The following is a 22,122-nucleotide window of genomic DNA, read 5'->3' as shown; positions in this document are numbered from 1 at the left end:
CGTCGGCGCACCCGTCTCGCACCGGACGCACCCACGCTCGTGTCGGACGCGGCGGGTAGTCTCGGCGCATGGCCTCGAACCAGGACCGCTCGCGGCGGTGGTGGCGACGGGGCAGGCCTGCGCCCGCGCCCGCCGCCGTCCAGCCGGAGCCGAGCGACGCCGACCTGCACGACAAGGTCGCCGAGCTGCTCGCCAAGGAGCTGGGCGTCGCGGAGGAAGCCGCCGACAACCCGGCACCGGTCACGCCCGCCCGCATCGCGTCCTGGATGACCGACAACCAGTTCAGCTACTTCGTCGACAACGACGGGGACCTGGGCGGGCTGTGGCGAGGTCGGCTCTTCTACTTCTTCCTTTTCGGGGAGAAGTCGGAGATCTTGCAGATCCGCGGCCAGTGGCACCGGGAGATCGCGATCGAGCGCCTCGAGGAGGTGCTGGACATCTGCAACGAGTGGAACGCGGACCGCATCTGGCCCAAGGCATATGTGCGGGTGCGCGACAACGGGCGCGTCCACGTGGTGTCCGAGGTGGCGACCGACCTGGAGCACGGCGCGAACGACGCGCAGCTGAGCCAGATGCTCTACTGCGGCCTGTCCACGGGCAGCATGTTCTTCGACGCGCTCGACGAGCGGTACCCCGACCCCGCGGGAGCGGCCCCGTGAGCGGGCCCGGGTGGCTGCTGCGCGTCCTGGGCGGCCTGCCCAAGCCGGCCAAATCCGTGCCCGACGACGACGACCCCGTGCGCTCGGTCACGCGGGACCGGATCGGCGAGTACCTGCTCGAGCGCGACTACCGGTTCGTGGTGGACGACGACGGCGACCTGACAGGCACGTGGGACGGGAACCGGTTCTGGTTCCTGCTGCTCGGCGAGGCCGACGAGATCGTCCAGGTGCGCGGGCGGTGGAACCGGTCGCTGCCGCTCGAGCAGCGCGGTGCCGTCTCGCTGGCCCTCAACGACTGGAACCGCGAGCGCATCTGGCCCAAGGCGTACGTCCGCGAGGAGGAGGGCATGCTCGCCCTGTACTCCGAGGTGTCCGCCGACTTCGAGCCCGGCGCGAGCGACCACCAGCTCGCGCAGGTGCTGGCCTGCGGGCTGGGGACCGGCGTGCAGCTGTTCACGTCCATGGACGCCCTCATGCCGGGCGACGACGCGCTGCCCCCGGACGTGCCGGACAACTGACGCGCGCGGTCAGCCGTCGATCAGCCCGCCGCCCACCCAGGCGCGGATCGCGGCCTCGTCCTGGTGCGACAGCTCCATCCGCGCGCCGCGGCACAGCCCGATGACGTTGTCGGCCCACGCCTTGGCGCACTGCTCGGCCGTGGGCGCCGACGACAGGTCCAGGCCCGCGAACGCGATGCCGCCGAGGACGACGTTCACCGAAGCGCGACCCACCGGCGTCCCGGCGGCCTGGCACGCTTCACGGACCCGCCGGGAGGTCGCGGCGCGGTCGAACGGCTGGCGGGCGACGTCGGCCGCGAGCTCGCGCAGCACGGTGCCGTACTGCGCGGTGGTGAGGCCGGGGGTATCCGTGACGGCGACGACCTGGCGCGAGATCACGGCCGAGTCGACCTGACCACCGGGCTTGGGCAGGTCGGCCTCCCCGAACCGGGTGGGGTCCCACACCCAGCCGGGTGCGGGCTTGGTCGCGGACGCAGCCTCGGGCACCTCCCGCGCCAGCCAGGAAAGAAAGCTGCCCGCTCCGTCCCACGAGCTCGACGTCAGCTGGTCGTCCGCCGCCTGCGCGACCTGGGCGACGGTCGACGCGTGCAGCGGGCGCACCGACGTCTGCACCCGCTGCAGGACCATCTGCCGGGCCTTGGACGCCTTCGGGGTGGGCTGGGCCTTGGCGCGGGCGGCGCGGGCCCGCGGCGCGGCCGCCCCCTTGGCGTCGGCGGTCCTCTCCTTCGCCGGGGCCACGTCCGCCTTCGGCGCTCCCTTGACCGCGGCGGTCGACGTCGCGCCCGCCGCCTTGGTCGCGCGACGACCTCCGGCCGTCCGCTGCTGAGCCGCGGGCGCAGCATCCGCCCCCGCCGAGGCGAGCGACCCTGTCGCGGCCGACGCGCGGGCGCGCGCCGCGTCCGCCTCCGTGCCGTCCGCGTCCGCCCCGTTCGCCTCGTCGCCGTGGTCGCCGCCGCGCTCGGGCGAGACCAGCTCGGCGAGCTCGTCGGCCGTCACGACGGTGTCAGCGACCGACCGGTACGCGCCCGCCACCGGGCCGGCGGTGATGATGGAGACCCGACGGTCGGCGGCTCGACAGCGCAGGGCCAGCGGCGTGAAGTCGGCGTCGGCGGACGCGATGACGAACTCGTCGAAGTGCGTGTCGCCACCGAGCGCGTCCACGGCGTCCAGGACCAGGTAGATGTCGGCGCTGCTCTTGCCCTGCTGGGTCAGCGACGGGCAGTCGATCACGCGGAAGCCCGCGCGCAGGAAGTTCGGCCGGAACCGCGAGAACGGCGCCGGGTTGAGGTAGCACAGGCGCACCAGGAACCGGCGCTGGAAGGCACCGTCGGCGTCGACGCCGTGCTCGAGCCGGTCGAGCCACTGACCCGGCTCGGTCGCGAACAGCTCGGCAGCCTCGGGGTCGATGCGCTGCAGCCCCAGGTAGACGTTGTCGAAGTCGACGAACAGCGCGCTGCGCAGCCGGCGGACGGGCTCGGTGGTGGTGGTCACGACCTCATCGTGCCCGACGGCGGCCCCGAGCACCCGCGCGACCCGGGTGGACGCGCACGCCGGTCGTCAGCGTCGCGTCGTCGGCAGGCCCAGCACGACGGGTCCCGCGGGCCCGGGTGTGCCGCAGCCGCCGCCGTGACCGTGGTCGTCGTCGGCCGCACCGGACCCGCGCGCCTCCCACGCGTCGCCCGCTCGCGTGCGGCGTACCGCGAACACCGCACCGTCCGCGACCAGGTGGTGCGGGGCGGCGTGCGTGACCTCGACCGTGACGAGGTCACCCGGGCGCGGCGTCTGCCCCGCGGGCACGGCGAAGTGGACCAGGCGGTTGTCCGCGGCACGGCCGGTCAGGCGCGACGTCACGTCATCCTTGCGTCCCTCGGTCTCGGCGACGAGCACCTCGACGACCCGGCCGACCTGCGCCTGGTTCTCCTCGAGCGAGATCCGCTGCTGCAGGGCGTGCAGGCGCTCGTAGCGCGCCTGGACGACGGCCTTCGGCAGCTGGTCGGGCAGGTCGAACGCGGGGGTCCCGGGACGCGGCGAGTACTGGAAGGTGAACGCGGATGCGAAGCGCGACGCCTCGACCACGCGCAGCGTCTCGGCGAAGTCCTCCTCGGTCTCCCCGGGGAACCCGACGATGACGTCCGTCGTGATGGCGGCGTCGGGCATCCGCTCGCGGACGCGGTCCAGGATGCCGAGGAACTTCTCGCTGCGGTACGAGCGGCGCATGGCGCGCAGGATCCGGTCGGACCCGGACTGCAACGGCATGTGGAGCTGCGGCATCACGGTCGGCGTGCTCGCCATGGCGTCGATGACGTCGTCCGTGAACGCTGCGGGGTGCGGCGACGTGAACCGCACGCGCTCGAGCCCCGGTACCGCGCCGACCGCCCGCAGCAGCTTGGCGAACGCCCCGCGGTCCCCGAACTCCACGCCGTAGGAGTTCACGTTCTGCCCCAGCAGCGTCACCTCGACCGCCCCGGCGGCGACGAGCGCCTCGACCTCCGCGAGGATCTCCCCCGGCCGGCGGTCGCGCTCCTTGCCGCGCAGGTGCGGCACGATGCAGAACGTGCACGTGTTGTTGCAGCCCACGCTGATGGACACCCAGCCTGCGTAGACGGACTCGCGTCGGGTCGGCAGCGTGCTGGGGAACACCTGCAGGGACTCCGCGATCTCCACCTGGGCGGCCTCGTTGTGCCGTGCGCGCTCGAGCAGCACCGGGAGCACGTCGAGGTTGTGCGTCCCGAAGACGACGTCGACCCAGGGGGCGCGCTCGACGATGCCCGTGCGGTCCTTCTGCGCCAGGCAGCCGCCCACGGCGATCTGCATGCCGGGGCGCTCGCGCTTGGTGCCCGCGAGGCGGCCCAGGTTGCCGTAGAGCTTGTCGGACGCGTTCTCGCGCACCGCGCACGTGTTGATGACGATGACGTCCGCGGCCTCGTCGGCCGCGTCCTGCGCGCTGGCCGGGACGTACCCCGCCTGCTCGAGCATGCCGGCCATGTGCTCGGAGTCGTGCACGTTCATCTGGCAGCCGAGCGTCTTGACGAGGTAGGTGCGCGGCGCGGCGACGACGGGCTCGGTCGGCGTCGTCGAGGGGGCGAGGATCGTGGACATCACCGTCAAGGGTACGACCCGCATGCTCGGCGCCGGACCGGGCAGGCGAACCCCGTCGCACGGGCTCGTGACCGATTCGTGACCGAACGAATGTGCGTTGATGGCAGTTCAGGGGTCGCCTTGTCGGACATTCCCCCCTAACGTCATCAAATGGCCGATCTCGAGGTGCAGACCGACCCGTCGACGCGTTCCGTCGGGGACCCCCTCGTCGTGCTCGAGCACGTCGACAAGCACTTCGGCGAGCTGCACGTCCTGCAGGACGTCAACCTCACCGTGCACCGGGGCGAGGTCGTCGTCGTGATCGGCCCGTCCGGGAGCGGCAAGTCGACGCTCTGCCGGACCATCAACCGCCTCGAGACGATCGACTCCGGGACCATCACGATCGACGGGACGCCCCTGCCCGAGGAGGGTCGGGCGCTGGCCCGGCTCCGAGCCGACGTCGGGATGGTGTTCCAGTCGTTCAACCTCTTCGCGCACCGCTCGGTGCTCGACAACGTCACGCTCGGCCCGAGGAAGGTCAAGGGCGCCTCCCGGTCGCAGGCCAGGGAGCAGGCGACGGCGCTGCTCGAACGCGTGGGCGTCGCCAACCAGGCCGACAAGCTGCCCGCGCAGCTCTCCGGCGGCCAGCAGCAGCGCGTCGCCATCGCCCGCGCACTGGCGATGGACCCGCAGGTCATGCTCTTCGACGAGCCGACCTCCGCGCTCGACCCCGAGATGATCAACGAGGTCCTCGACGTCATGGTCTCCCTCGCCGAGCAGGGCATGACGATGATCGTCGTCACGCACGAGATGGGCTTCGCCCGCCGCGCGGCCCACCGGGTGGTGTTCATGGACGGCGGCCAGATCGTCGAGGAGGCCGACCCCGAGACCTTCTTCACCGCACCGCGCAGCGCACGCGCCCGCGACTTCCTGTCCAAGATCCTGACCCACTGAGAGCCGCACGAGACCGCTGATGGACGACCGGTACCGACACCACACGAGAGGGATGACCATGCGACGAGGACTACTGGCACCTGCACTGCTCGCGGCGGGCGCGCTCGCCCTGGGCGGGTGCTCGAGCGACGACGACAGCTCGAGCGACGACAACAGCAGCGGGGGCAGCGGGAAGATCCGGATCGGCATCAAGTTCGACCAGCCGGGGCTCGGCTTCCAGGACGGCAGCAGCTACACGGGGTTCGACGTCGACGTCGCGACGTACGTCGCCGGCAAGCTCGGGTACGACGAGGGCGACATCGAGTTCGTCCAGTCGCCGTCGGCCCAGCGGGAGTCGATGCTGAGCGGCGGCCAGGTCGACATGATCTTCGCGACCTACTCGATCACCGACGACCGCAAGAAGGTCGTCTCCTTCGCCGGCCCGTACTTCGTCGCCGGCCAGGACCTCCTCGTGGCGGCCGACGACACCTCGATCACCGGACCGGAGGACCTCGAGGGCAAGAACCTGTGCTCGGTGACCGGCTCCACGTCCGCGCAGCGCATCAAGGACGACTACGCGCAGGGCACACAGCTGCTCGAGCAGCCGGGCTACTCGGAGTGCGTCACCGCGCTCGTCGCGGGTCAGGTGGACGCCGTCACGACGGACGACATCATCCTGGCCGGCCTCGCGTCCCTGCCTGCCAACAAGGGCAAGGTCAAGGTGGTCGGCAACCCGTTCTCCGAGGAGAACTACGGCGTCGGCCTGCCCAAGGACAGCGACAAGTGCGAGGACATCAACACCGCCATCAAGGCGATGATCGACGACGGCACGTGGCAGGAGCTCCTCGACAAGAACGTCGGGGCGTCGGGCTACAAGGCGAACGAGGAGCTGAACCCGCCCACGCCGGCCGCCTGCAGCTGACGACCCGTCCGGGGTCGTGACCGCGCCGGTCACGACCCCGGGCGGTGACCCGTCCCGCACGCCGGGACGCCCTCTCGAGACAAGGAGCGCCGGTGCACAGCGGCTATCTCGACGACCTCGGAACCGTGCTCGGCCAGTACGACGTGCTGGCCGCGTTCTGGGTGAACATCCAGCTCACGGTCTACGCCGGGATCATCGCGCTCGTGCTCGGCACGCTGCTCGCGCTGATGCGCATCTCCCCCGTGCCGAGCCTGCGCTGGGCCGGCAGCACCTACGTGACGCTGCTGCGCAACACGCCGCTGACCATCATCATCGTGTTCTTCGTCCTCGGGATGTGGGGGCAGCTCGGCTTCACGCTCGGCCCGGACTTCCCCACCAACTTCTTCCGGCTCTCCGTGCTGGGCCTGGCCGTCTACCACGCCGCGTTCGTGTGCGAGGCGATCCGGTCCGGGGTCAACACCGTCCCGCGAGGCCAGGCCGAGGCGGCACGTGCGATCGGCCTCGGTTTCTGGCCGACCGCACGGCTCGTGATCCTGCCGCAGGCGTTCCGCGGCGCGGTCGCACCGCTCGGCAACGTGCTCATCGCTCTCATCAAGAACTCGACGGTCGCCGCCGCCGGCTCGGTCGCCGAGGCGTCGGGGCTGATGCGGGAGATGATCGAGAACAGCTCGAGCGTCATCCTCGGGATCTTCCTGGTGTTTGCGCTCGGGTTCGTCGTGATCGTGGTCCCGGTGGGCCTGGCGACCACGGCACTCTCGCGTCGGTGGGCGGTGGCCCGATGAGCGACGTCCTGTTCGACGCCCCCGGGCCACGCGGACGCCGGCGGATGGTCTGGATCAACATCGCCGCGACGCTCGTCGTGGCCGGCATCGGCGTCTTCGTCCTGCTGCGCCTCGCCGAGAAGGGGCAGCTCGCCGCATCGCTCTGGAAGCCGTTCGTCCAGGCGAGCACGTGGACGGACTATCTGCTGCCGGGCTTGAAGGGCACGCTCGAAGCGGCCGCCCTGTCGATCGTGGCCGCCGGCATCTTCGGGCTCGTCTTCGGGCTGGGCCGGCTCTCGCGGTCCCGCACCGTCCGCTTCGTCGCGGGTCTCGTCGTGGAGTTCTTCCGGGCGGTCCCCGTGCTGCTCATGATGATCTTCTTCTACCTGGGCCTGAACCAGCTCAAGCTCGTCTCCCCGCAGGACGTCCCGCTCGTGGCCGTCGTCGCCGGGCTGACGCTGTACAACGGATCCGTGTTCGCCGAGCTCGTGCGGTCCGGGGTGCACAACCTGCCGCGCGGGCAGCGTGAGGCTGCCTACGCAGTCGGGCTGCGGCGCGGCCAGTCGCTGCGCGCCATCGAGGTGCCGCAGGCGCTCATCGCGATGCTCCCGGCGATCGCGAGCCAGCTCGTCGTGATCCTCAAGGACACCGCGCTCGGCTACATCGTGACGTACCCCGAGCTGCTCGACGCCGCGCGGCGCGTGGGAGCCGGCAACGGGAACATCCTGCAGTCGCTCGTCGTCGCAGCGCTGATCTTCATCGTGATCAACTACGCGCTGACACGGCTCGCGTCGCTGCTGGCACGTCGCCTGGGTGGTCGGACGGCCGGCAGGACGTCGGCGGCCGCGCCTGCGCTGACCGTGGACGTGGGAAGGGGCTGAGGGTCGACCAGTGAGCGTCAGCCGGCGGTCGCGCTCGCCCGGATCTCGCGGACGACCGTCACCTTGATCTCGCCCGGGTAGGTGAGATCGGCCTCGATGTGCCGCGCGATGGCCACGGCGAGCTGCGGGAGCGCGTAGTCGTCGACCTCGCTCGGCTCCACGACGACGCGCACCTCGCGCCCGGCGGACATCGCCAGGGCACGTCGCACGCCCTGGTGCGCCGCGACGAGCGACTCGAGCTTGTCCAGCCGTTCGACGTACTGCTCGATCTCCTCGCGGCGCGCACCGGGGCGGGACGCCGAGATCGCGTCGGCCACCTGCACCAGCACCGCCTCGACCGTCTCGGTCGGCACCTCGTCGTGGTGCGCCGCGACGGCGTTGACCACCACATCCGACTCCCCCAGCCGCCGGACCAGGTCGCCGCCCACCGCCGCGTGCGTGCCGGGCACCTGCGCGGTCAGCGCCTTGCCGATGTCGTGCAGGAACGCGCCGCGCCGCGCCACCTCGACGTCCGCGCCGACCTCCGCGGCGATGCCCGCGGCCAGCAGCGCGGACTCCACCAGGTGCTCCAGGACGTTCTGACCGAAGGACGTGCGCAGCCGCAGCCGCCCCAGCGTGCGGATCACCTCGGGGTGCAGACCGGTCACCCCGGCTCGCTCCGCCGCGTCGTGGCCCGCCGAGTCGGCGCGCTCGTCGTCGCCGGCCAGGGCCTGCGCGTACGCGGCCTCGATGCGCTGCGGGTGGATGCGCCCGTCCTCCATGAGCGCCTCGAGCGCGACCTGAGCGACCTCCCGGCGCCCGGGGTCGAAGCACGACAGGACGACGGAGCCGGGTTGGTCGTCGACCAGCACGTTGACGCCCGTCAGGGCCTCGAACGTGCGGATGTTGCGCCCCTCCTTGCCGATGATGCGTCCCTTCATCTCCTCCGAGGGAAGGGCCAGCACCGTCACCGACGTCTGCGAGCTCGTCGCGACCGCGGTGCGCTGCAGCGCCGCAGCGACGACCCGGCGGGCCTTGGCGTCCGCGGTGCGGCGGGCCTGGGCCTCGATGCGCCGCACCTGGCCGGCCGCGTCGTTCTGCGCCTGGTCGAGCAGTCGTCGGTCGAGCTCGGCGCGCGCCTCGTCGGCGGTCAGCCCCGCGACGGACGCGAGCTCGTCCGCGGCCTCCCGACGCGCGGTGGCGAGATCGGTGGCTGCGAGCTGCTGGGCGTCCGCGACCACCTGCGCGGCCGTCCGCTCGGCATCGGTGCGGCGCCGGTCGGCAGCCCGTTCAGCGTCCTGCAGCGCTCGTTCCGCGCGGCGCTCGGCCTGGGCGGCGAGCGTCGAGGCCTCCCGCGCGGACTTCTCCATCCCGGCCAGGTCCGTGCGGTCTCGCTCCAGCGCCGCCTCGCGCTCGACGACGCGCTGCTCCCGGCGCTGCGCATCGGCCAGCAGCGTGCGGGCCTCGTCCTTGATCGACGCGACGTCCTGCGCGGCCTGCGCGCGTTGGGCGGATGCCTCGCGGCGGGCCACCAGGACCAGCAGCAGCGCGACGAGGCAGGCACCGAGCAGCGCGACCACGACGAGCAGCGAGCCGTCCTTCACGTGCGCCTCCGATCCGGACCCGCCGGATCGTCCGCCGAGCACGACGCCCATTGTGGCCCATGACCACGCCGTTCAGACGGGATGCGACGCAGTCTGGTCACCTGTGGTCACCAGTCGCCCGGAATGTCCCCGTCGTCGACGTCGGCCAGCTCCTCGCGCAGCAGCCGGCCGATCAGCTCCGGTCCGTACCCCCGCCGGCCCAGCGCCGCGTAGACGCGTCTGCGCCGCACCTGCGAGTCCAGCCCCGCCGTGCCGGCGAGCTTGCGCCGGACGTGCACGCGCGCCGCCGACTCCTCGTCGTCCTCGTCGACCTGCTCCAGCGCCCCGGCCGCGGTGGCGTCGTCGATCCCCTTGCGACGCAGCTCGACGGCGATCCCCCGCCGTGACAGCCCGCGTTCGGCGTGCCGGGTCCGGACGAGCATCCGCGCGTACTCGTCGTCGTCGACCAGCCCCACCTCGGTGAACCGGTCGAGCACCCGCGCGACGAGCTCGGGCTCGACGTCCCGCTTGGCCATCGCCTGCTCGAGCTGCGCACGGCTACGGGGGGCGGCACTGAGCTGGCGCAGCGCGATCTCCCGCGCCGCCTCCTCGGCCTCGATCTCGGACACGAACCCACCGTCGTCCGATGACGGGCGGGGGCGGCGCCCGCCTGAGCGACCGCCCCCGCCCGTCGTCGTCCGGCTGGTCCGTGGACCGTCCGCACCGACGCTCATGCTCAGAAGTCGACCGCGGCCGCTTCATCGGCAGGTGCGTCGAGCCGGGCCCCGATACCGAGCTTCTCCTTGATCTTCTTGTCCAGCTCGTTGGCCAGGTCAGGGTTGTCGCGCAGGAACTTGCGCGCGTTCTCCTTGCCCTGCCCGAGCTGGTCACCCTCGTAGGTGAACCAGGCACCGGACTTGCGCACGAACCCGTGCTCCACGCCCATGTCGATGAGGCTGCCCTCGCGGGAGATACCCACGCCGTACAGGATGTCGAACTCGGCCTGCTTGAAGGGCGGGGCCATCTTGTTCTTGACGATCTTGACGCGCGTGCGGTTGCCGACCGCGTCGGTGCCCTCCTTGAGCGTCTCGATGCGGCGGATGTCCATACGCACCGACGCGTAGAACTTGAGCGCCTTGCCACCCGTCGTCGTCTCGGGCGAGCCGAAGAACACGCCGATCTTCTCGCGCAGCTGGTTGATGAAGATCGCAGTGGTGCCGGACGCGCTCAGCGCACCCGTGATCTTGCGCAGCGCCTGCGACATCAGGCGGGCCTGGAGGCCGACGTGGCTGTCGCCCATCTCGCCCTCGATCTCGGCCTTGGGCACGAGGGCCGCCACCGAGTCGATGACCACGATGTCGATCGCGCCGGAGCGGATCAGCATGTCCATGATCTCCAAGGCCTGCTCACCGGTGTCCGGCTGCGAGACCAGCAGGGCGTCGGTGTCGACGCCCAGCTTCTTGGCGTACTCGGGGTCGAGCGCGTGCTCCGCGTCGATGAACGCCGCGATGCCGCCCGCCTTCTGCGCGTTGGCCACCGCGTGCAGCGCGACGGTCGTCTTGCCGGAGGACTCCGGCCCGTAGATCTCGATGACGCGGCCGCGCGGCAGGCCGCCGATGCCGAGCGCCACGTCCAGCGCGATCGACCCGGTCGGGATCACCTCGACGGGGGCGCGACCGTCGTCGCCGAGACGCATGATCGACCCCTTGCCGAACTGGCGGTCGATCTGGCTGAGGGCGGCCTCGAGGGCCTTCTCGCGGTCCTGGGGTGCGGGCATGATGTCCACCATTTCGTGTGTCGAGCAGCGTGCGCTGCGCCTACCGGGGCTGGTCCTTGTCGTCGCGGGTGACGCTATGCCCGACCACTGACACACGACCGGGGACGACCCTCAACCTGTGCACCGGCGTGCGCCGGGGCGGGGCTGTGGTCGGCTCGATCGCTGCCACCCACGGATGACCATACCCGTACAGGTGTTCGATGGGTGCGACACGCCGAGCGTGTGTCGTCACGAGCTGCGCACGGCCCTGACGACAGCTCAGTCCAGCTCGATCGACCCGCCGGGAGCCAGGACGTGCGCCGTGCAGCCGGGAGCCTCGCGCGTCGCCGCCACCGCGAACGCGGGTCCGGCAAGGTCCATCCACCCGGGCGGCAGGCTCCGCGACAGGGGCGAGTGCAGCGTCCCCCAGTGCACGGGCACCGCCACGCGCGCCCCCACCGTCGCGCACACGCGTGCCGCCTGCGTCGGGTCCATGTGGCCGCCGGACAGCCGCGGCCCCCATCCCCCGACCGGGACGAGCGCCAGGTCGATCGGCCCACCGGCGAGGGCGGGCAGGTCGGCCATCGCGGGGTACGGGGCGGTGTCGCCGGCGAACCACGCGCGCCACGTGGGCGTGGCGACCAGGAAGCCGCACGCCGCGTTGGGGCGGTGCGGCATGGGCCGGTGCCCGTGCACGGCATGCACGGCCATGATGCGCACGTCCGTGCCGGGGACCTGCCACCACATCCCCTCCGCCACGCCGACGGCGCTCGGGACCCGGTGCGACCGCAGCCAGCGCGCGTTCGCCGGCGCCGCCAGCACGGGCGCCCCGGGCACCCGGACCAACGACGCGATCTCGGCGTGGTCGTGGTGCAGGTGCGAGACGAGCACCGCGGCGGGGTCCTGCCAGTGGCCACGCGCGGGTTCTCCGCCTCGGCGACGCAGCAGGTGCGCGTGCCGGCGCAGGAGCGGGTCGGTGAGGATCCGCACCCCGTCCACGTCGAGCACCACGCTCGCGTGCCCCAACCAGCGCAAGCCGGTGCTCACGGCCGCAGACCCACCGCAGCCGCCCACCGGACCAGCTGTGCGTGCACGGACTCCGCGCCCACCAGGATCCGGTCCTCGCCCACCGGCTCGCGCAGGTCGTCGTCGACGCCCCAGTCCGTGGGATGCAGCAGGAACGCGTGGTTCTGGTTTCCGCCGATCCCCCCGTGCGAGCCGACCTGCCCCTCGAACGCGTGCACGTGCCCCTGAGCGGTCACCCGCGAGATCAGCAGCAGGTCTCCGGTGTTCTCGAGCCGTCCGGCGCGCGCGAGGTCCGCGCGCGCCCGCGGCCCGTAGCCCGCCAGCGGGTCGACGCCCTCGGGCTCGGCGCCGTCCTGCTCGAGGAGGACGAGCCCCTCGGCGCCGATCGCGACCAGCCCGCGCTCACGCGTGTCGACGACGACGACACCGACCGCGTCGGTCGCCGCGAGACCCGCGACCAACCCGGGCCAGCGGTCCTGCAGGTCCTCGAGCGTGAGCCGGACCGGTTCGCGCGGGAACCAGACCAGCCCCAGGTTCCCCGACCCGACCGTCACCACGTCGGGCAGCTCGGTACCGCTGCGCGCGCGCGACGCCTCGGCGGACGCGTCGGGGCCCAGCACCGACCGGCGACCGCCGAACGCGTTGGTGAGCAGGGCGTTGAGCGGCCCCCAGTCCTCACCGGTCCCGCTCGCGACCCCGTCGGCCTGGGGCTCGGCCATGAACGCGCGCACGGTGTCGAGCAGCGTCCGTCCCTCCACCTGCTCGAACGTGGCTCCGAGGGTCTGCCCGTGGTCGGACAGCACGACGATCCGGTACCGCCGGGGGGCCGCGGCGACGGCCTGCTCGAGCGTGTGCAGAACCCGGTCGAGCCCCTCGAGCGCGCGCAGCGACTCGGGCCGCGTGGGGCCGGCGTGGTGGGCGATCTCGTCGTAGTCCACGAGGTCGACGTAGACGACCGGCACGCCGGCGACGACGGCCTCCGCGACCAGCGACGTGTTGAGGTCGCGCATCGCGACGTTGGTGACGCCGCGCAGGACGACGTACCAGCCCCGCCGGGAGATGCGCGGCAGCACGTCGCGCACGCGCTGGCGACGCGCCTGGTAGAGCTCCTTGACCATCTCTCCGATCGTCAGGCTGACGGCACGCGCCAGGACGAACGGGCTGGCGAAGAAGCGGAGGAACTCCGGCCCCGGTCCGAGCCCGGACCCGGTCCCGTCGGGCCCCGGCGTGCGGCTGCGGCTCATCACGACGAACGTCGTGCGTGCGTCGCCGGAGAACATGGTCGACACGGCCGTCCCGCCGCCCGCCAGCAGTCCCTCGCCGTTGCTCAGGCGCCGCTCGACGAGCGCGGCGTCCGCGGGGTGGTTGGTCACCACCAGGCGCCCCAGCCCGCGGTCCCACCACCGGAACGCGGGGATCGGCGAGGAGTCGCCGTGCAGGAGACCGGCCTGGCTCGCGGGGGTCGTCGACGGGATGCGTGCCCACCACCCGTCGAGCGTGTGGGTGCCGTCACGGATCCATCGCTGGATCGTCGGCGCGAGCCCCGCCTCGATCGCCTCGCGCAGGACGGGTTCGCCGACGCCGTCGAGCTGCACGACGAGCAGACCGGCCTGCGCCGGGGCCACGGGCTGGGCGGTGCCGCGTCGGGCGTCCCGCCGCGCCTGCCGCCGGGCACGGCGCAGGACGTCCGCGACCACGTACTCGCTGTCGTTGGCCCCCCACAGCCAGCGCCCGACGGCCATCACGATCGACGTCACGACGAGCACCCAGACGGCGCCGACCGGCTCGTCCACGTGGATGCCCGGCATGACCCAGAGCGCGAACCAGACCAGCGCGATCTGCGCGACCAGGCCCACGACGAGCGCGCCACCCGCACCGGTCAGCCGAGCGAGCGCGCGCATCGGGGCACGCAGGAGCAGGTCGCCGAGACCGACGACCAGCGCGGCGGCCAGCACGGGCAGCGGGCTCGACGCCCCGACGTCGTCGACGAGCGCGATCGCCAGACCGAGGCCGAGGGCCGTGCTCGCGATCGCGACGGCCACGTCGCCGACGTCCGCCAGGTCGGGGTGCCAGCGGCGACGGTCGACGTCGCCCGAGGGCACGGGCGGCGGCGCGGCCTGTCGGTCGCCGCTCACCGGCGCGGCGGGGCCTGGCGGCCCAGGTCGGTGCCCCAGCGCTGCGGCTCGGGGATGTCGAGCTCGTCGCACAGCGCGTGCCAGACGACGCGCGGCTCGACGCCGGCGTCGAGCGCCTGCTCGGGCGTGCGGTCGTCGAGCGAGCCGATCACCAGCGAGCGTGTCAGCTCCCGCCCGTGGGCGCTGCCGAGCACCTCGTCGACCAGCTGCCAGAACTCTCGGAATCTCACGGGGTCAGCCTGCCATCCCGCGGGGCCTGTCCGGAGCGGATGTGGGCGGTGCCTGCGACGATGTCGGCGTGGTGCTCGATCGCTTCTCCGCCCCGACCCGGTCCTGGTTCACCGGTGCGTTCGCGCAGCCCACGTCCGCCCAGGAGGGTGCATGGACTGCCGTGAGCGGCGGGGAGCACGCGCTGGTCGTCGCGCCGACGGGCAGCGGCAAGACGTTGGCGGCGTTCCTCTGGGCGCTCGACGGGCTGCTGACCGACCCTGTACCCGACGACCCGCTGGCGCGCTGCCGCGTCCTGTACGTCTCCCCGCTCAAGGCGCTCGCCACGGACGTCGAACGCAACCTGCGCTCACCGCTCGTCGGGATCGGGCAGGCGGCCACGCGGCTCGGCGTGGAGCTGCCGGACGTGCGCGTCGGCATCCGCACGGGCGACACCCCGCCGACCGAGCGGCGCGCATTCGGTGTCCGGCCGCCGGACATCCTCATCACGACGCCCGAGTCGCTCTACCTGGTGCTCACGTCGTCGGCGCGCGCGGGCCTGTCCGGCGTGCGCACGGTGATCCTCGACGAGATCCACGCGGTCGCCGGGACCAAGCGCGGCGCGCACCTGGCGCTCTCGCTCGAGCGTCTCGACGCCCTGCTGGACCGGCCGGAGGGCCCCGGACCGGCGCAGCGGATCGGCCTGTCCGCGACGGTGCGACCGGTGGAGGCGGTGGCGGAGTTCCTGGGCGGGACACGCTCGCCCGACGAGCGCGGGCGGCGGGTCACGGTCGTGCAGCCGCCCTCGAGCAAGCGCATCGAGGTGGACGTCGTCGTGCCCGTGCCGGACCTCACGGAGCTGGGCACGGCCGCGGCAACCGACGCGGCCGCGGACCTGAGCGGGGACGCCGCCACGCCGCCCGCCCGCCCGTCCGTGTGGCCGCACGTCGAGGAACGGGTCGTCGACCTGGTCGCCGACCACCGCTCGACGCTCGTGTTCACCAACTCGCGCCGCGGCGCCGAGCGTCTGACGTCACGGATCAACGAGGTGTGGGCGCAGCGGCAGGGTCTGGACGTGCCCGATCCGGGCGCGCTGCAGCCGGCCGCGGTCCCCGCGCAGTCGGGGACGGCCGTCGGGATCGACACGCGCGACGCGGCCGGCGTGCTGGCCCGCGCGCACCACGGGTCGATGAGCCGCGCCGAGCGCACCCGCACCGAGTCCGAGCTGAAGGCGGGTGTGCTGCCCGCCGTCGTCGCGACCAGCTCGCTCGAGCTGGGCATCGACATGGGCGCGGTGGACCTGGTGGTTCAGGTGGGCGCGCCGCCGTCGGTCGCCTCCGGCCTGCAGCGCATCGGACGTGCGGGCCACCAGGTGGGGGCCGTGTCGCACGGTGTCATGTTCCCGACGTTCCGCGGCGAGCTGGTGCCCGCGGCCGTGACCGCGCAGCGGATGCGGACCGGTCAGCTCGAGGCGTTGCACGTCCCCACCAACCCGCTCGACGTGCTGGCCCAGCAGGTCGTGGCCATGGTCGCGGTCGACGACTGGACGGTCGACGACCTGGCCGCGGTGGTGCGGCGCGCCGCACCCTTCGCCCGGCTCGGCGAGGGGACGCTGCGGGCGGTGCTCGACATGCTGGCCGGGCGCTACCCCAGCGAGGAGTTCGCCGAGCTGCGCCCACGCGTGGTCTGGGACCGCGTCACGGACGTCCTCACCGCCCGGCCGGGCGCCCTGCGGCTCGCGGTCACGAGCGGCGGCACCATCCCGGACCGCGGCATGTACGGCGTGTTCCTCGCGGCCGGGTCAACCACGAGCGACGTCCCGGTGGACGCGGAGTCGAGCGCGGGGCGGGTGCGCGGCGGCAAGCGTGTGGGCGAGCTCGACGAGGAGATGGTCTACGAGTCGCGGGTCGGTGACACGTTCACCCTCGGCTCGAGCACGTGGCGGATCGAGGACATCACGCCCGACCGGGTGCTGGTGACCCCGGCGCCCGGCGTGCCCGGACGGTTGCCGTTCTGGAAGGGCGACTCCCCCGGCCGGCCGGCCGAGCTGGGTCGCGCCATGGGCGCCTGGGTGCGCGAGGTCGCCGCGCTGCCGCCGGACCGGGCGCGCGCGGAGGTCGAGTCGGCCGGGCTGGACGCGTGGGCCGCCGACAACCTGCTGACCTACCTGGCGGAGCAGGGCGAGGCGACCGGCGAGCTGCCGTCGGACACGACGCTCGTGCTCGAACGCTTCCGGGACGAGCTCGGCGACTGGCGCATCGTGCTGCACTCCCCCTTCGGCGCGCGTGTGCACGCGCCGTGGGCCGTCGTCATCGGCGCCCGCCTGCGTGAGCGGTACGGGGTGGACGCGGCGGCGATGCACTCCGACGACGGCATCGTGCTGCGCCTGCCCGACGTCCTGGACCCGACCTCGGGCTGGACGGACGACCCGGTCGGGGCCGACGACGACGGGCCGGCCATCGGGCTCGCGGACCTGCTGGTCGAGCCCGACGAGGTCGTGGACGCGGTGCGGGCCGAGCTCGGCTCGTCGGCCATGTTCGGTGCCCGGTTCCGCGAGGCCGCGAGCCGCGCGCTGCTGCTGCCCCGCCGAAGGCCGGACCGGCGCCAGCCGCTGTGGCAGCAGCGCCAGCGCTCGGCGCAGCTGCTGTCCGTCGCCGCGCAGTACCCCGACTTCCCGATCCTGCTCGAGGCCGTGCGCGAGTGCCTGCAGGACGACTTCGACACCGCGGCGCTGGCCGAGCTGATGCGCGACGTCGGCTCCGGGCGGGTCCGTGTCGTCGAGGTGACCACGCGCCAGCCGTCACCGTTCGCCCAGACGCTGCTGTTCGGCTACACCGCGCAGTTCCTCTACGACGGCGACGCGCCGCTGGCCGAGCGCCGCGCGGCCGCCCTCACGCTCGACCCCACCCTGCTCGCCGAGCTGCTGGGCCAGGGCGGCGAGTCCCAGCTCGCCGACCTGCTGGACCCGGACCAGGTGGTGCGCACCGAGGCGGAGCTGAGCGGCCGCGCACCCGAGCGGCAGGCCGGTACCAGCGAGCAGCTCGCCGACGCGGTCCGCCGACACGGGCCGCTCACGGCAGACGAGCTCGCCGAACGCGTCCGGCCGGAGGTCCGTGACGAGGTCCCGGGCTGGTTGGACGCTCTGGCCGCGGCGCGCCGCGTGATCCGCGTGCGCCTGGGCGGGGTCGCGCCGGAGCGCGCCGAGCAGTGGGCCGCCATCGAGGACGCGGGCCGCCTGCGCGACGCGCTGGGCGTGGCGCTCCCGGTGGGGGTCCCCGAGGCGTTCACCGAGGTGGTGCCGGACCCGGTCACGGACCTGTTGCGGCGGTACGCGCGCACGCACGGTCCGTTCCCCGCTGCGGCGGCCGCGGTCCGGTTCGGCTTCGGGATCGCCGTCGTCAACGACGCACTGCGTCGCCTCGAGCGCACGGGCGTGCTGGTGCAGGGCCGGTTGCGCCCCGACGTGCTGGGCGGCACGGGCGACGAGTTCTGCGACGCCGACGTGCTGCGCACCCTGCGCCGCCGCTCGCTTGCCGCGCTGCGGGCCGAGGTGGAACCGGTCGACCCCGCCGCGCTGGGCGTCTTCCTGCCGCACTGGCAGGGTGTGCGGCCTGCCGACCCGATCGACGTGTCGGCGCCATCGACCCCGAGCCGGTCGCCGTCCACCCGGGCGACCGGCCGACAGTCCGGTCGGGTGGCGGCCGGCGCCTCGTCCGCCCGCTCGACCGGAGCCACGGGCACGCTGCGCGGTGTGGACGGTGTGGCACGCGCGGTGGAGCAGCTCGCCGGCTACGTCCTGCCCGCGTCCGCCCTGGAGACGCACGTCCTGCCCGCCCGCATCGCGGGCTACGACCCGGCCATGCTCGACGAGCTCACCGCGGCGGGCGAGGTGCTCTGGGCGGGGCACGGGGCCCTGGCCGGTCACGACGGGCTCGTGTCGCTGCACCCCGCCGCGGTCGCCGACCTGACCCTCGCGCCGCTGACCCCGACCGGCCCGGACGACCCGACCTCGACGCCCCTGCACGGTGCGGTGCTCGCGGCGCTGGCGGGCGGCGGCGCGTGGTTCGTCGGCCCGCTGACCGAACGCGTGCGCGCGGCGCTCGCGAGCGCCGAGGACGCGCCGCCGACGGCTGACGGGCCGGGCGATCCGGGACCCGCGACGGTAAGCGTCGCCGACGTGACCCGCGCACTGTGGGACCTGGTCTGGACGGGGCAGGTCACCAACGACGGCCTGGCGCCCCTACGTGCCTGGCTCGGCGCCGGCACCACGGCCCACCGGACGCGCGCGCCGTCGCCGCGGGCCCGCCCGATGCGCCCGCGGCTGGGTCTGCGGGCGAGCCAGCAGCTCGCCGGGGCGGTGGCTGCGCGCGACGGCGGTGGCCCCGGCGGGGGGCGGTGGTCGATGCTCCCGTCTCGCGAGACCGACCCGACGCTCCGCGCGCATGCCGCAGCCGCGCAGCTGCTCGACCGGCACGGCGTCCTCACCCGGGCGATCGCCCCGTCGGAGGGCCTCGGCGGACGGTTCGGAGACGTCTACCGCGTGCTCGCCGCCCTCGAGCAGGGCGGTCAGGTGCGGCGCGGGTACTTCGTCGAGCGGCTCGGGGGCTCGCAGTTCGCGCTGCCCGGCGCGGTCGACCGGCTTCGCGTGGACGCCCAGGTCGTGCAGGCCGCGGCGGAGCGGCGGGCCGACGGCGACGCGGCCGGGGCCTCCCGGAGCGACGCTCACGGCGCTCCCCGCCCGTCGGCCGGCAGGACCACGCACGGGCCCGACGGGAGCGGCTCCGCGCACGTCGTCGTCCTGGCCGCGACGGACCCGGCCAACCCGTACGGGGCGGCGCTGGCGTGGCCCGATCTCGCGGCCGCGCGCCCCGACGCCGGACGTCACCGACCCGGCCGCAAGGCGGGTTCGTTGGTGGTGCTGGTCGACGGGGCACTCGCGCTGTACGTCGAGCGCGGGGGGCGGACCGCCCTGTCGTTCGTGACGTCCGAGGCGGCGCTGGTGGCTGCCGCACGCGCGCTCGCCGCCACGGTGCGCACGCGCCGGACGGGCCGACTCACGATCACCCGCATCGACGGCCAGGAGGTGCTGGCCGACGGAGCGCTGCGCGGTCCGGTCGGCCAGGCACTCGTCGCGGCCGGCTTCGCAACCACGCCCCGCGGCCTGAGGCTCGGCGATGCCTGAGGGAGCCTGCGGTGCCTGAGGGAGACACCGTCCGGCGGGCGGCCACACGCCTCGACTCCGCGCTGGCTGGTCGCCGGTTGGTGCGGGCCGAGCTGCGCTGGCCGTCGGTCGCGACCGTGGACCTCGTCGGAGCGACCGTGCTGGGCACGCAGTCGGTCGGCAAGCACCTGCTCACACGCCTCGACGACGGCCGCACGCTCCACACGCACCTGCGCATGGACGGCACGTGGCGCATCGAGCCGACGGGATCCGACCGCGCCGCGGCCCGGTCGCACGAGGTGCGCGTCGTGCTGGCTGACGGCGAGTGGACTGCGATCGGGAGGTTGCTCGGCATGGTCGACGTCGTCGCGACCGCCGACGAGGCGAGCGTCGTCGGGCACCTGGGCCCGGACCTGCTCGGCTCGCAGGTGGATGTCGAGGAGATCCTGCGCCGTTGGGCCGGCGCAGGGTCGCGGCCGGTCGCCGAGGTGCTGCTCGACCAGCGGGTCGCCGCCGGACTCGGCACGATCTTCACCGCGGAGGCCCTGTTCGCCGAGGGGATCTGGCCGTGGGCACCGGCCGACGAGGTCGCCGATCCCGCTCGCCTGCTGCTGGCTGGCCGGCGACAGCTGCAGCGCTCCGTCCTGCACGACGTGCGCCCGGGCAAGGTCTACGGGCGTGAGCGCCTGCCGTGCCCGCGCTGCGGGACCCGCATCACGGTCGGGCGCGCCGGCGAGCCGCCCCAGGACCGGCAGATCTACTACTGCCCGCGCTGCCAGGCGCCGTGAGGCTCACGCCCGCCCCCGGGGAACGACGACGGGCCACGAACCGAGTGGTTCGTGGCCCGTTCGTGGAGCGCTGGATCAGCCGATCGGCGCGAACTCGGAGCGTGTCCTGGCCCAGCCGGCGTCGACGCCATCGATCGACACCGCCAGGTCCGCCGGCACGGTGTCCGGGATGAGCAGGCCCTCGGAGACCGCCACACGGTCGCTGACCTCACGCAGGATCAACGACATCGGGACGTCCAGCGCCTCGCAGATGCTGTGCAACAGCTCCGACGACGCCTCCTTCTGCCCTCGCTCGACCTCGCTCAGGTACCCGAGCGAGACCCTCGCTGCTGACGACACCTCACGAAGGGTCCGCCCTTGACGCTGCCGCGCATCACGCAGCACGTCACCGATCTCTCGGCGCAGTACGACCATCGGGGCTCCCCCTCTCACGTCCGTCCGCTTCTGTCCGACCGTCTCACCGTACCGTGCTCCACCCACACGGTGGGTGTCGTGCCGGGACGGAGGTCGCGTGTTCATCACGGACCTTGCAACGATCTGCCTGGTCGGTGTGTTCCCGACGATCCTGCGGGCCGGGACTTCTTGGACCGGGTTTTCACCCCGGCACCGGCCCGGTGCTGCCACCCGGCACCCCCAGTGCCGTCGTCACCAGCGCGAGGGCCGCGCGGACCGCACCGTCCCTGACGACATCCCGGCCGCCCGTCAGGTGGAGCTCTCGCACGAGGTCGACCAAGTCGTCGCCGTCACCTGGTCCGCGAGCGACGGCCACGAAGACCGTCCCCGCGTCATGCCCGTCGCTGGGTCCCGGCCCCGCGACACCCGTCGTGGCCACCCCGACGTCCGCCCCCAGCAGCCGCCGCACGCCGCGCGCCATCGCGCGGGCGACGTCCGGGTCGACGGGCCCACGCCGCGCCAGGAGCTCGGCGTCGACGCCGAGGACGGAGGTCTTGGTGTCGGTCGCGTAGGTCACGACCCCGCCCCGAACGACGTCCGACGCGCCCGCGACGTCCACGAGGCGCGAGCACAGCTCGCCGCCGGTGAGCGACTCGGCGGTGGCCACCGTCATGCCGCGGGACCGCAGCAGGTCCAGCAGAGCAGCGCTCGCCGTGTAGCCGTCGGCGACCACCTCAGATGCCCGGCGGGATCGTGGCGGCTCGGCGGATCCGCCGAGCCGCGAGCAGGTAGTCGATCCCCGTCGCGACGGTCAGGACCAGGGCTGCCGCCATGACGACGGCCGCGAGGACCGAGACCCACGACGGCATCGCGTCGAGCGGCAGGATGTACAGCCCGATCGCGAACGACTGGACGACGGTCTTGACCTTGCCACCGCGCGACGCGGGCAGGACGACGTACCGCAGCAGGAACATCCGCAGCACCGTGATCCCGATCTCGCGGACCAGGATCACCACGGTGACCCACCACCACAGGTCCCCCAGCGCCGACAGCAGGATCAGCGCGGTCCCCATGAGCAGCTTGTCGGCGATGGGGTCCATCAGCTTGCCCAGGTCGGTGATCTGGTCGTTGCGGCGTGCCAGCCAGCCGTCGACCCGGTCCGTCACCGCAGCCAGGGCGAACAGCCCGGCAGCCACCAGACGCCACGTCGTGGTGTGCCCACCGTCCGCGAGCATGGCCCACGCGAAGAAAGGGACCAGCGCGATGCGCAGCATCGTCAGGACGTTCGCCGCGTTCCAGGGGGACGGCGATTCGGAGGGGACCACGGGCACAGCCTAAAGTC

19 protein-coding genes are annotated in these 22,122 nt (G+C 73.5%); 8 read left to right on the top strand and 11 right to left on the bottom strand.

Features of this window, described 5'->3' with window-relative positions:
• Positions 1 to 68: 68 nt before the first annotated feature.
• Both IC607_RS16680 and IC607_RS16675 read left to right on the top strand, forming a co-directional pair.
• The gene (locus tag IC607_RS16680) at positions 69 to 659 is read left to right on the top strand and encodes a YbjN domain-containing protein (RefSeq protein WP_191788543.1); all 591 of its coding nucleotides are present in this window, start codon (positions 69 to 71) and stop codon (positions 657 to 659) included.
• Entirely contained in the window at positions 656 to 1,177 is a 522-nt protein-coding gene (locus IC607_RS16675) for a YbjN domain-containing protein (protein WP_191788542.1), read from the top strand. Before IC607_RS16680 ends, IC607_RS16675 begins: the two co-directional genes overlap by 4 nt.
• Before the next feature lie 9 nt (positions 1,178 to 1,186).
• Here IC607_RS16675 and IC607_RS16670 read toward each other — a convergent pair whose 3' ends face one another.
• Positions 1,187 to 2,668, bottom strand: coding sequence for an NYN domain-containing protein (locus IC607_RS16670; RefSeq protein ID WP_191788541.1), 1,482 nt, complete (start codon positions 2,666 to 2,668; stop codon positions 1,187 to 1,189).
• Positions 2,669 to 2,734: 66 nt separating this feature from the next.
• Positions 2,735 to 4,276, bottom strand: a complete 1,542-nt coding sequence (miaB, locus tag IC607_RS16665; RefSeq protein ID WP_191788540.1) for a tRNA (N6-isopentenyl adenosine(37)-C2)-methylthiotransferase MiaB — start codon at positions 4,274 to 4,276, stop codon at positions 2,735 to 2,737.
• Between the two features lie 150 nt (positions 4,277 to 4,426).
• Here miaB and IC607_RS16660 point away from each other — a divergent pair, with 150 nt between their 5' ends.
• The 4 genes from IC607_RS16660 to IC607_RS16645 all read left to right on the top strand — a co-directional run bounded on the left by IC607_RS16660 (position 4,427) and on the right by IC607_RS16645 (position 7,752).
• Positions 4,427 to 5,209: an amino acid ABC transporter ATP-binding protein gene (locus IC607_RS16660; protein ID WP_191788539.1), complete on the top strand. Its 783-nt coding sequence runs from the start codon at positions 4,427 to 4,429 to the stop codon at positions 5,207 to 5,209.
• Between the two features lie 52 nt (positions 5,210 to 5,261).
• Positions 5,262 to 6,110 (top strand): glutamate ABC transporter substrate-binding protein, encoded by an 849-nt coding sequence (locus IC607_RS16655; RefSeq protein ID WP_370526341.1) that lies wholly within the window; start codon positions 5,262 to 5,264, stop codon positions 6,108 to 6,110.
• Between the two features lie 92 nt (positions 6,111 to 6,202).
• Positions 6,203 to 6,892 carry an amino acid ABC transporter permease gene (locus tag IC607_RS16650; protein WP_191788538.1) on the top strand — a complete coding sequence of 230 codons (690 nt, stop codon included), beginning with the start codon at positions 6,203 to 6,205 and terminating at the stop codon, positions 6,890 to 6,892.
• Positions 6,889 to 7,752 (top strand): amino acid ABC transporter permease, encoded by an 864-nt coding sequence (locus tag IC607_RS16645; protein WP_191788537.1) that lies wholly within the window; start codon positions 6,889 to 6,891, stop codon positions 7,750 to 7,752. Before IC607_RS16650 ends, IC607_RS16645 begins: the two co-directional genes overlap by 4 nt.
• A gap of 17 nt (positions 7,753 to 7,769) precedes the next feature.
• Here IC607_RS16645 and rny read toward each other — a convergent pair whose 3' ends face one another.
• From rny to IC607_RS16615, 6 genes are all read right to left on the bottom strand, one after another.
• Positions 7,770 to 9,377 (bottom strand): ribonuclease Y, encoded by a 1,608-nt coding sequence (gene rny, locus IC607_RS16640; RefSeq protein ID WP_370526340.1) that lies wholly within the window; start codon positions 9,375 to 9,377, stop codon positions 7,770 to 7,772.
• 65 nt (positions 9,378 to 9,442) lie between these two features.
• Positions 9,443 to 9,943 carry a regulatory protein RecX gene (locus IC607_RS16635; protein WP_370526339.1) on the bottom strand — a complete coding sequence of 167 codons (501 nt, stop codon included), beginning with the start codon at positions 9,941 to 9,943 and terminating at the stop codon, positions 9,443 to 9,445.
• 107 nt (positions 9,944 to 10,050) lie between these two features.
• Positions 10,051 to 11,091 carry a recombinase RecA gene (gene recA, locus IC607_RS16630; RefSeq protein ID WP_191788534.1) on the bottom strand — a complete coding sequence of 347 codons (1,041 nt, stop codon included), beginning with the start codon at positions 11,089 to 11,091 and terminating at the stop codon, positions 10,051 to 10,053.
• 258 nt (positions 11,092 to 11,349) lie between these two features.
• Positions 11,350 to 12,117 carry an MBL fold metallo-hydrolase gene (locus tag IC607_RS16625; RefSeq protein ID WP_191788533.1) on the bottom strand — a complete coding sequence of 256 codons (768 nt, stop codon included), beginning with the start codon at positions 12,115 to 12,117 and terminating at the stop codon, positions 11,350 to 11,352.
• Entirely contained in the window at positions 12,114 to 14,231 is a 2,118-nt protein-coding gene (locus IC607_RS16620) for an alkaline phosphatase family protein (protein ID WP_370526338.1), read from the bottom strand. Before IC607_RS16620 ends, IC607_RS16625 begins: the two co-directional genes overlap by 4 nt.
• Positions 14,228 to 14,461 carry a DUF3046 domain-containing protein gene (locus IC607_RS16615; RefSeq protein ID WP_191788532.1) on the bottom strand — a complete coding sequence of 78 codons (234 nt, stop codon included), beginning with the start codon at positions 14,459 to 14,461 and terminating at the stop codon, positions 14,228 to 14,230. The genes IC607_RS16620 and IC607_RS16615 overlap by 4 nt, the downstream gene beginning before the upstream one ends.
• Positions 14,462 to 14,529: 68 nt before the next feature.
• On the opposite strand from IC607_RS16615, the gene IC607_RS16610 reads away from it, so the two are divergent.
• Together IC607_RS16610 and IC607_RS16605 are read left to right on the top strand one after the other, a co-directional pair.
• The gene (locus tag IC607_RS16610; protein ID WP_191788531.1) at positions 14,530 to 19,620 is read left to right on the top strand and encodes a DEAD/DEAH box helicase; all 5,091 of its coding nucleotides are present in this window, start codon (positions 14,530 to 14,532) and stop codon (positions 19,618 to 19,620) included.
• Positions 19,621 to 19,631: 11 nt separating this feature from the next.
• A complete protein-coding gene (locus IC607_RS16605) occupies positions 19,632 to 20,387 on the top strand; it encodes an Fpg/Nei family DNA glycosylase (RefSeq protein ID WP_191788530.1) in 756 nt (251 codons plus the stop codon).
• 75 nt (positions 20,388 to 20,462) lie between these two features.
• Here IC607_RS16605 and IC607_RS16600 read toward each other — a convergent pair whose 3' ends face one another.
• The 3 genes from IC607_RS16600 to pgsA all read right to left on the bottom strand — a co-directional run bounded on the left by IC607_RS16600 (position 20,463) and on the right by pgsA (position 22,111).
• On the bottom strand, positions 20,463 to 20,801 hold the full coding sequence (locus IC607_RS16600; protein WP_191788529.1) for a helix-turn-helix domain-containing protein: 339 nt from the start codon (positions 20,799 to 20,801) through the stop codon (positions 20,463 to 20,465).
• Positions 20,802 to 20,982: 181 nt separating this feature from the next.
• Positions 20,983 to 21,513: a nicotinamide-nucleotide amidohydrolase family protein gene (locus IC607_RS16595; RefSeq protein ID WP_191788528.1), complete on the bottom strand. Its 531-nt coding sequence runs from the start codon at positions 21,511 to 21,513 to the stop codon at positions 20,983 to 20,985.
• 1 nt (position 21,514) lies between these two features.
• The gene (gene pgsA, locus IC607_RS16590; RefSeq protein WP_191788527.1) at positions 21,515 to 22,111 is read right to left on the bottom strand and encodes a CDP-diacylglycerol--glycerol-3-phosphate 3-phosphatidyltransferase; all 597 of its coding nucleotides are present in this window, start codon (positions 22,109 to 22,111) and stop codon (positions 21,515 to 21,517) included.
• Positions 22,112 to 22,122 lie beyond the last annotated feature (11 nt).

The sequence above is a fragment of the Cellulomonas sp. JH27-2 genome, assembly GCF_014837175.1.
In the GTDB taxonomy this organism is placed as follows: Bacteria; Actinomycetota; Actinomycetes; order Actinomycetales; family Cellulomonadaceae; genus Cellulomonas.
Note: the sequence above shows the minus strand (reverse complement) of the source record. Positions and strands in the feature narration are given on the sequence as shown.

Excerpts from the sequence above, each read along its gene's own strand:
- IC607_RS16680 (WP_191788543.1), top strand. The coding sequence starts at position 69 with ATGGCCTCGAACCAGGACCGCTCGCGGCGGTGGTGGCGACGGGGCAGG.
- miaB (WP_191788540.1), bottom strand. The coding sequence starts at position 4,276 with ATGTCCACGATCCTCGCCCCCTCGACGACGCCGACCGAGCCCGTCGTC.
- IC607_RS16660 (WP_191788539.1), top strand. The coding sequence starts at position 4,427 with ATGGCCGATCTCGAGGTGCAGACCGACCCGTCGACGCGTTCCGTCGGG.
- IC607_RS16655 (WP_370526341.1), top strand. The coding sequence starts at position 5,262 with ATGACCATGCGACGAGGACTACTGGCACCTGCACTGCTCGCGGCGGGC.
- IC607_RS16645 (WP_191788537.1), top strand. The coding sequence starts at position 6,889 with ATGAGCGACGTCCTGTTCGACGCCCCCGGGCCACGCGGACGCCGGCGG.
- recA (WP_191788534.1), bottom strand. The coding sequence starts at position 11,091 with ATGCCCGCACCCCAGGACCGCGAGAAGGCCCTCGAGGCCGCCCTCAGC.
- IC607_RS16600 (WP_191788529.1), bottom strand. The coding sequence starts at position 20,801 with ATGGTCGTACTGCGCCGAGAGATCGGTGACGTGCTGCGTGATGCGCGG.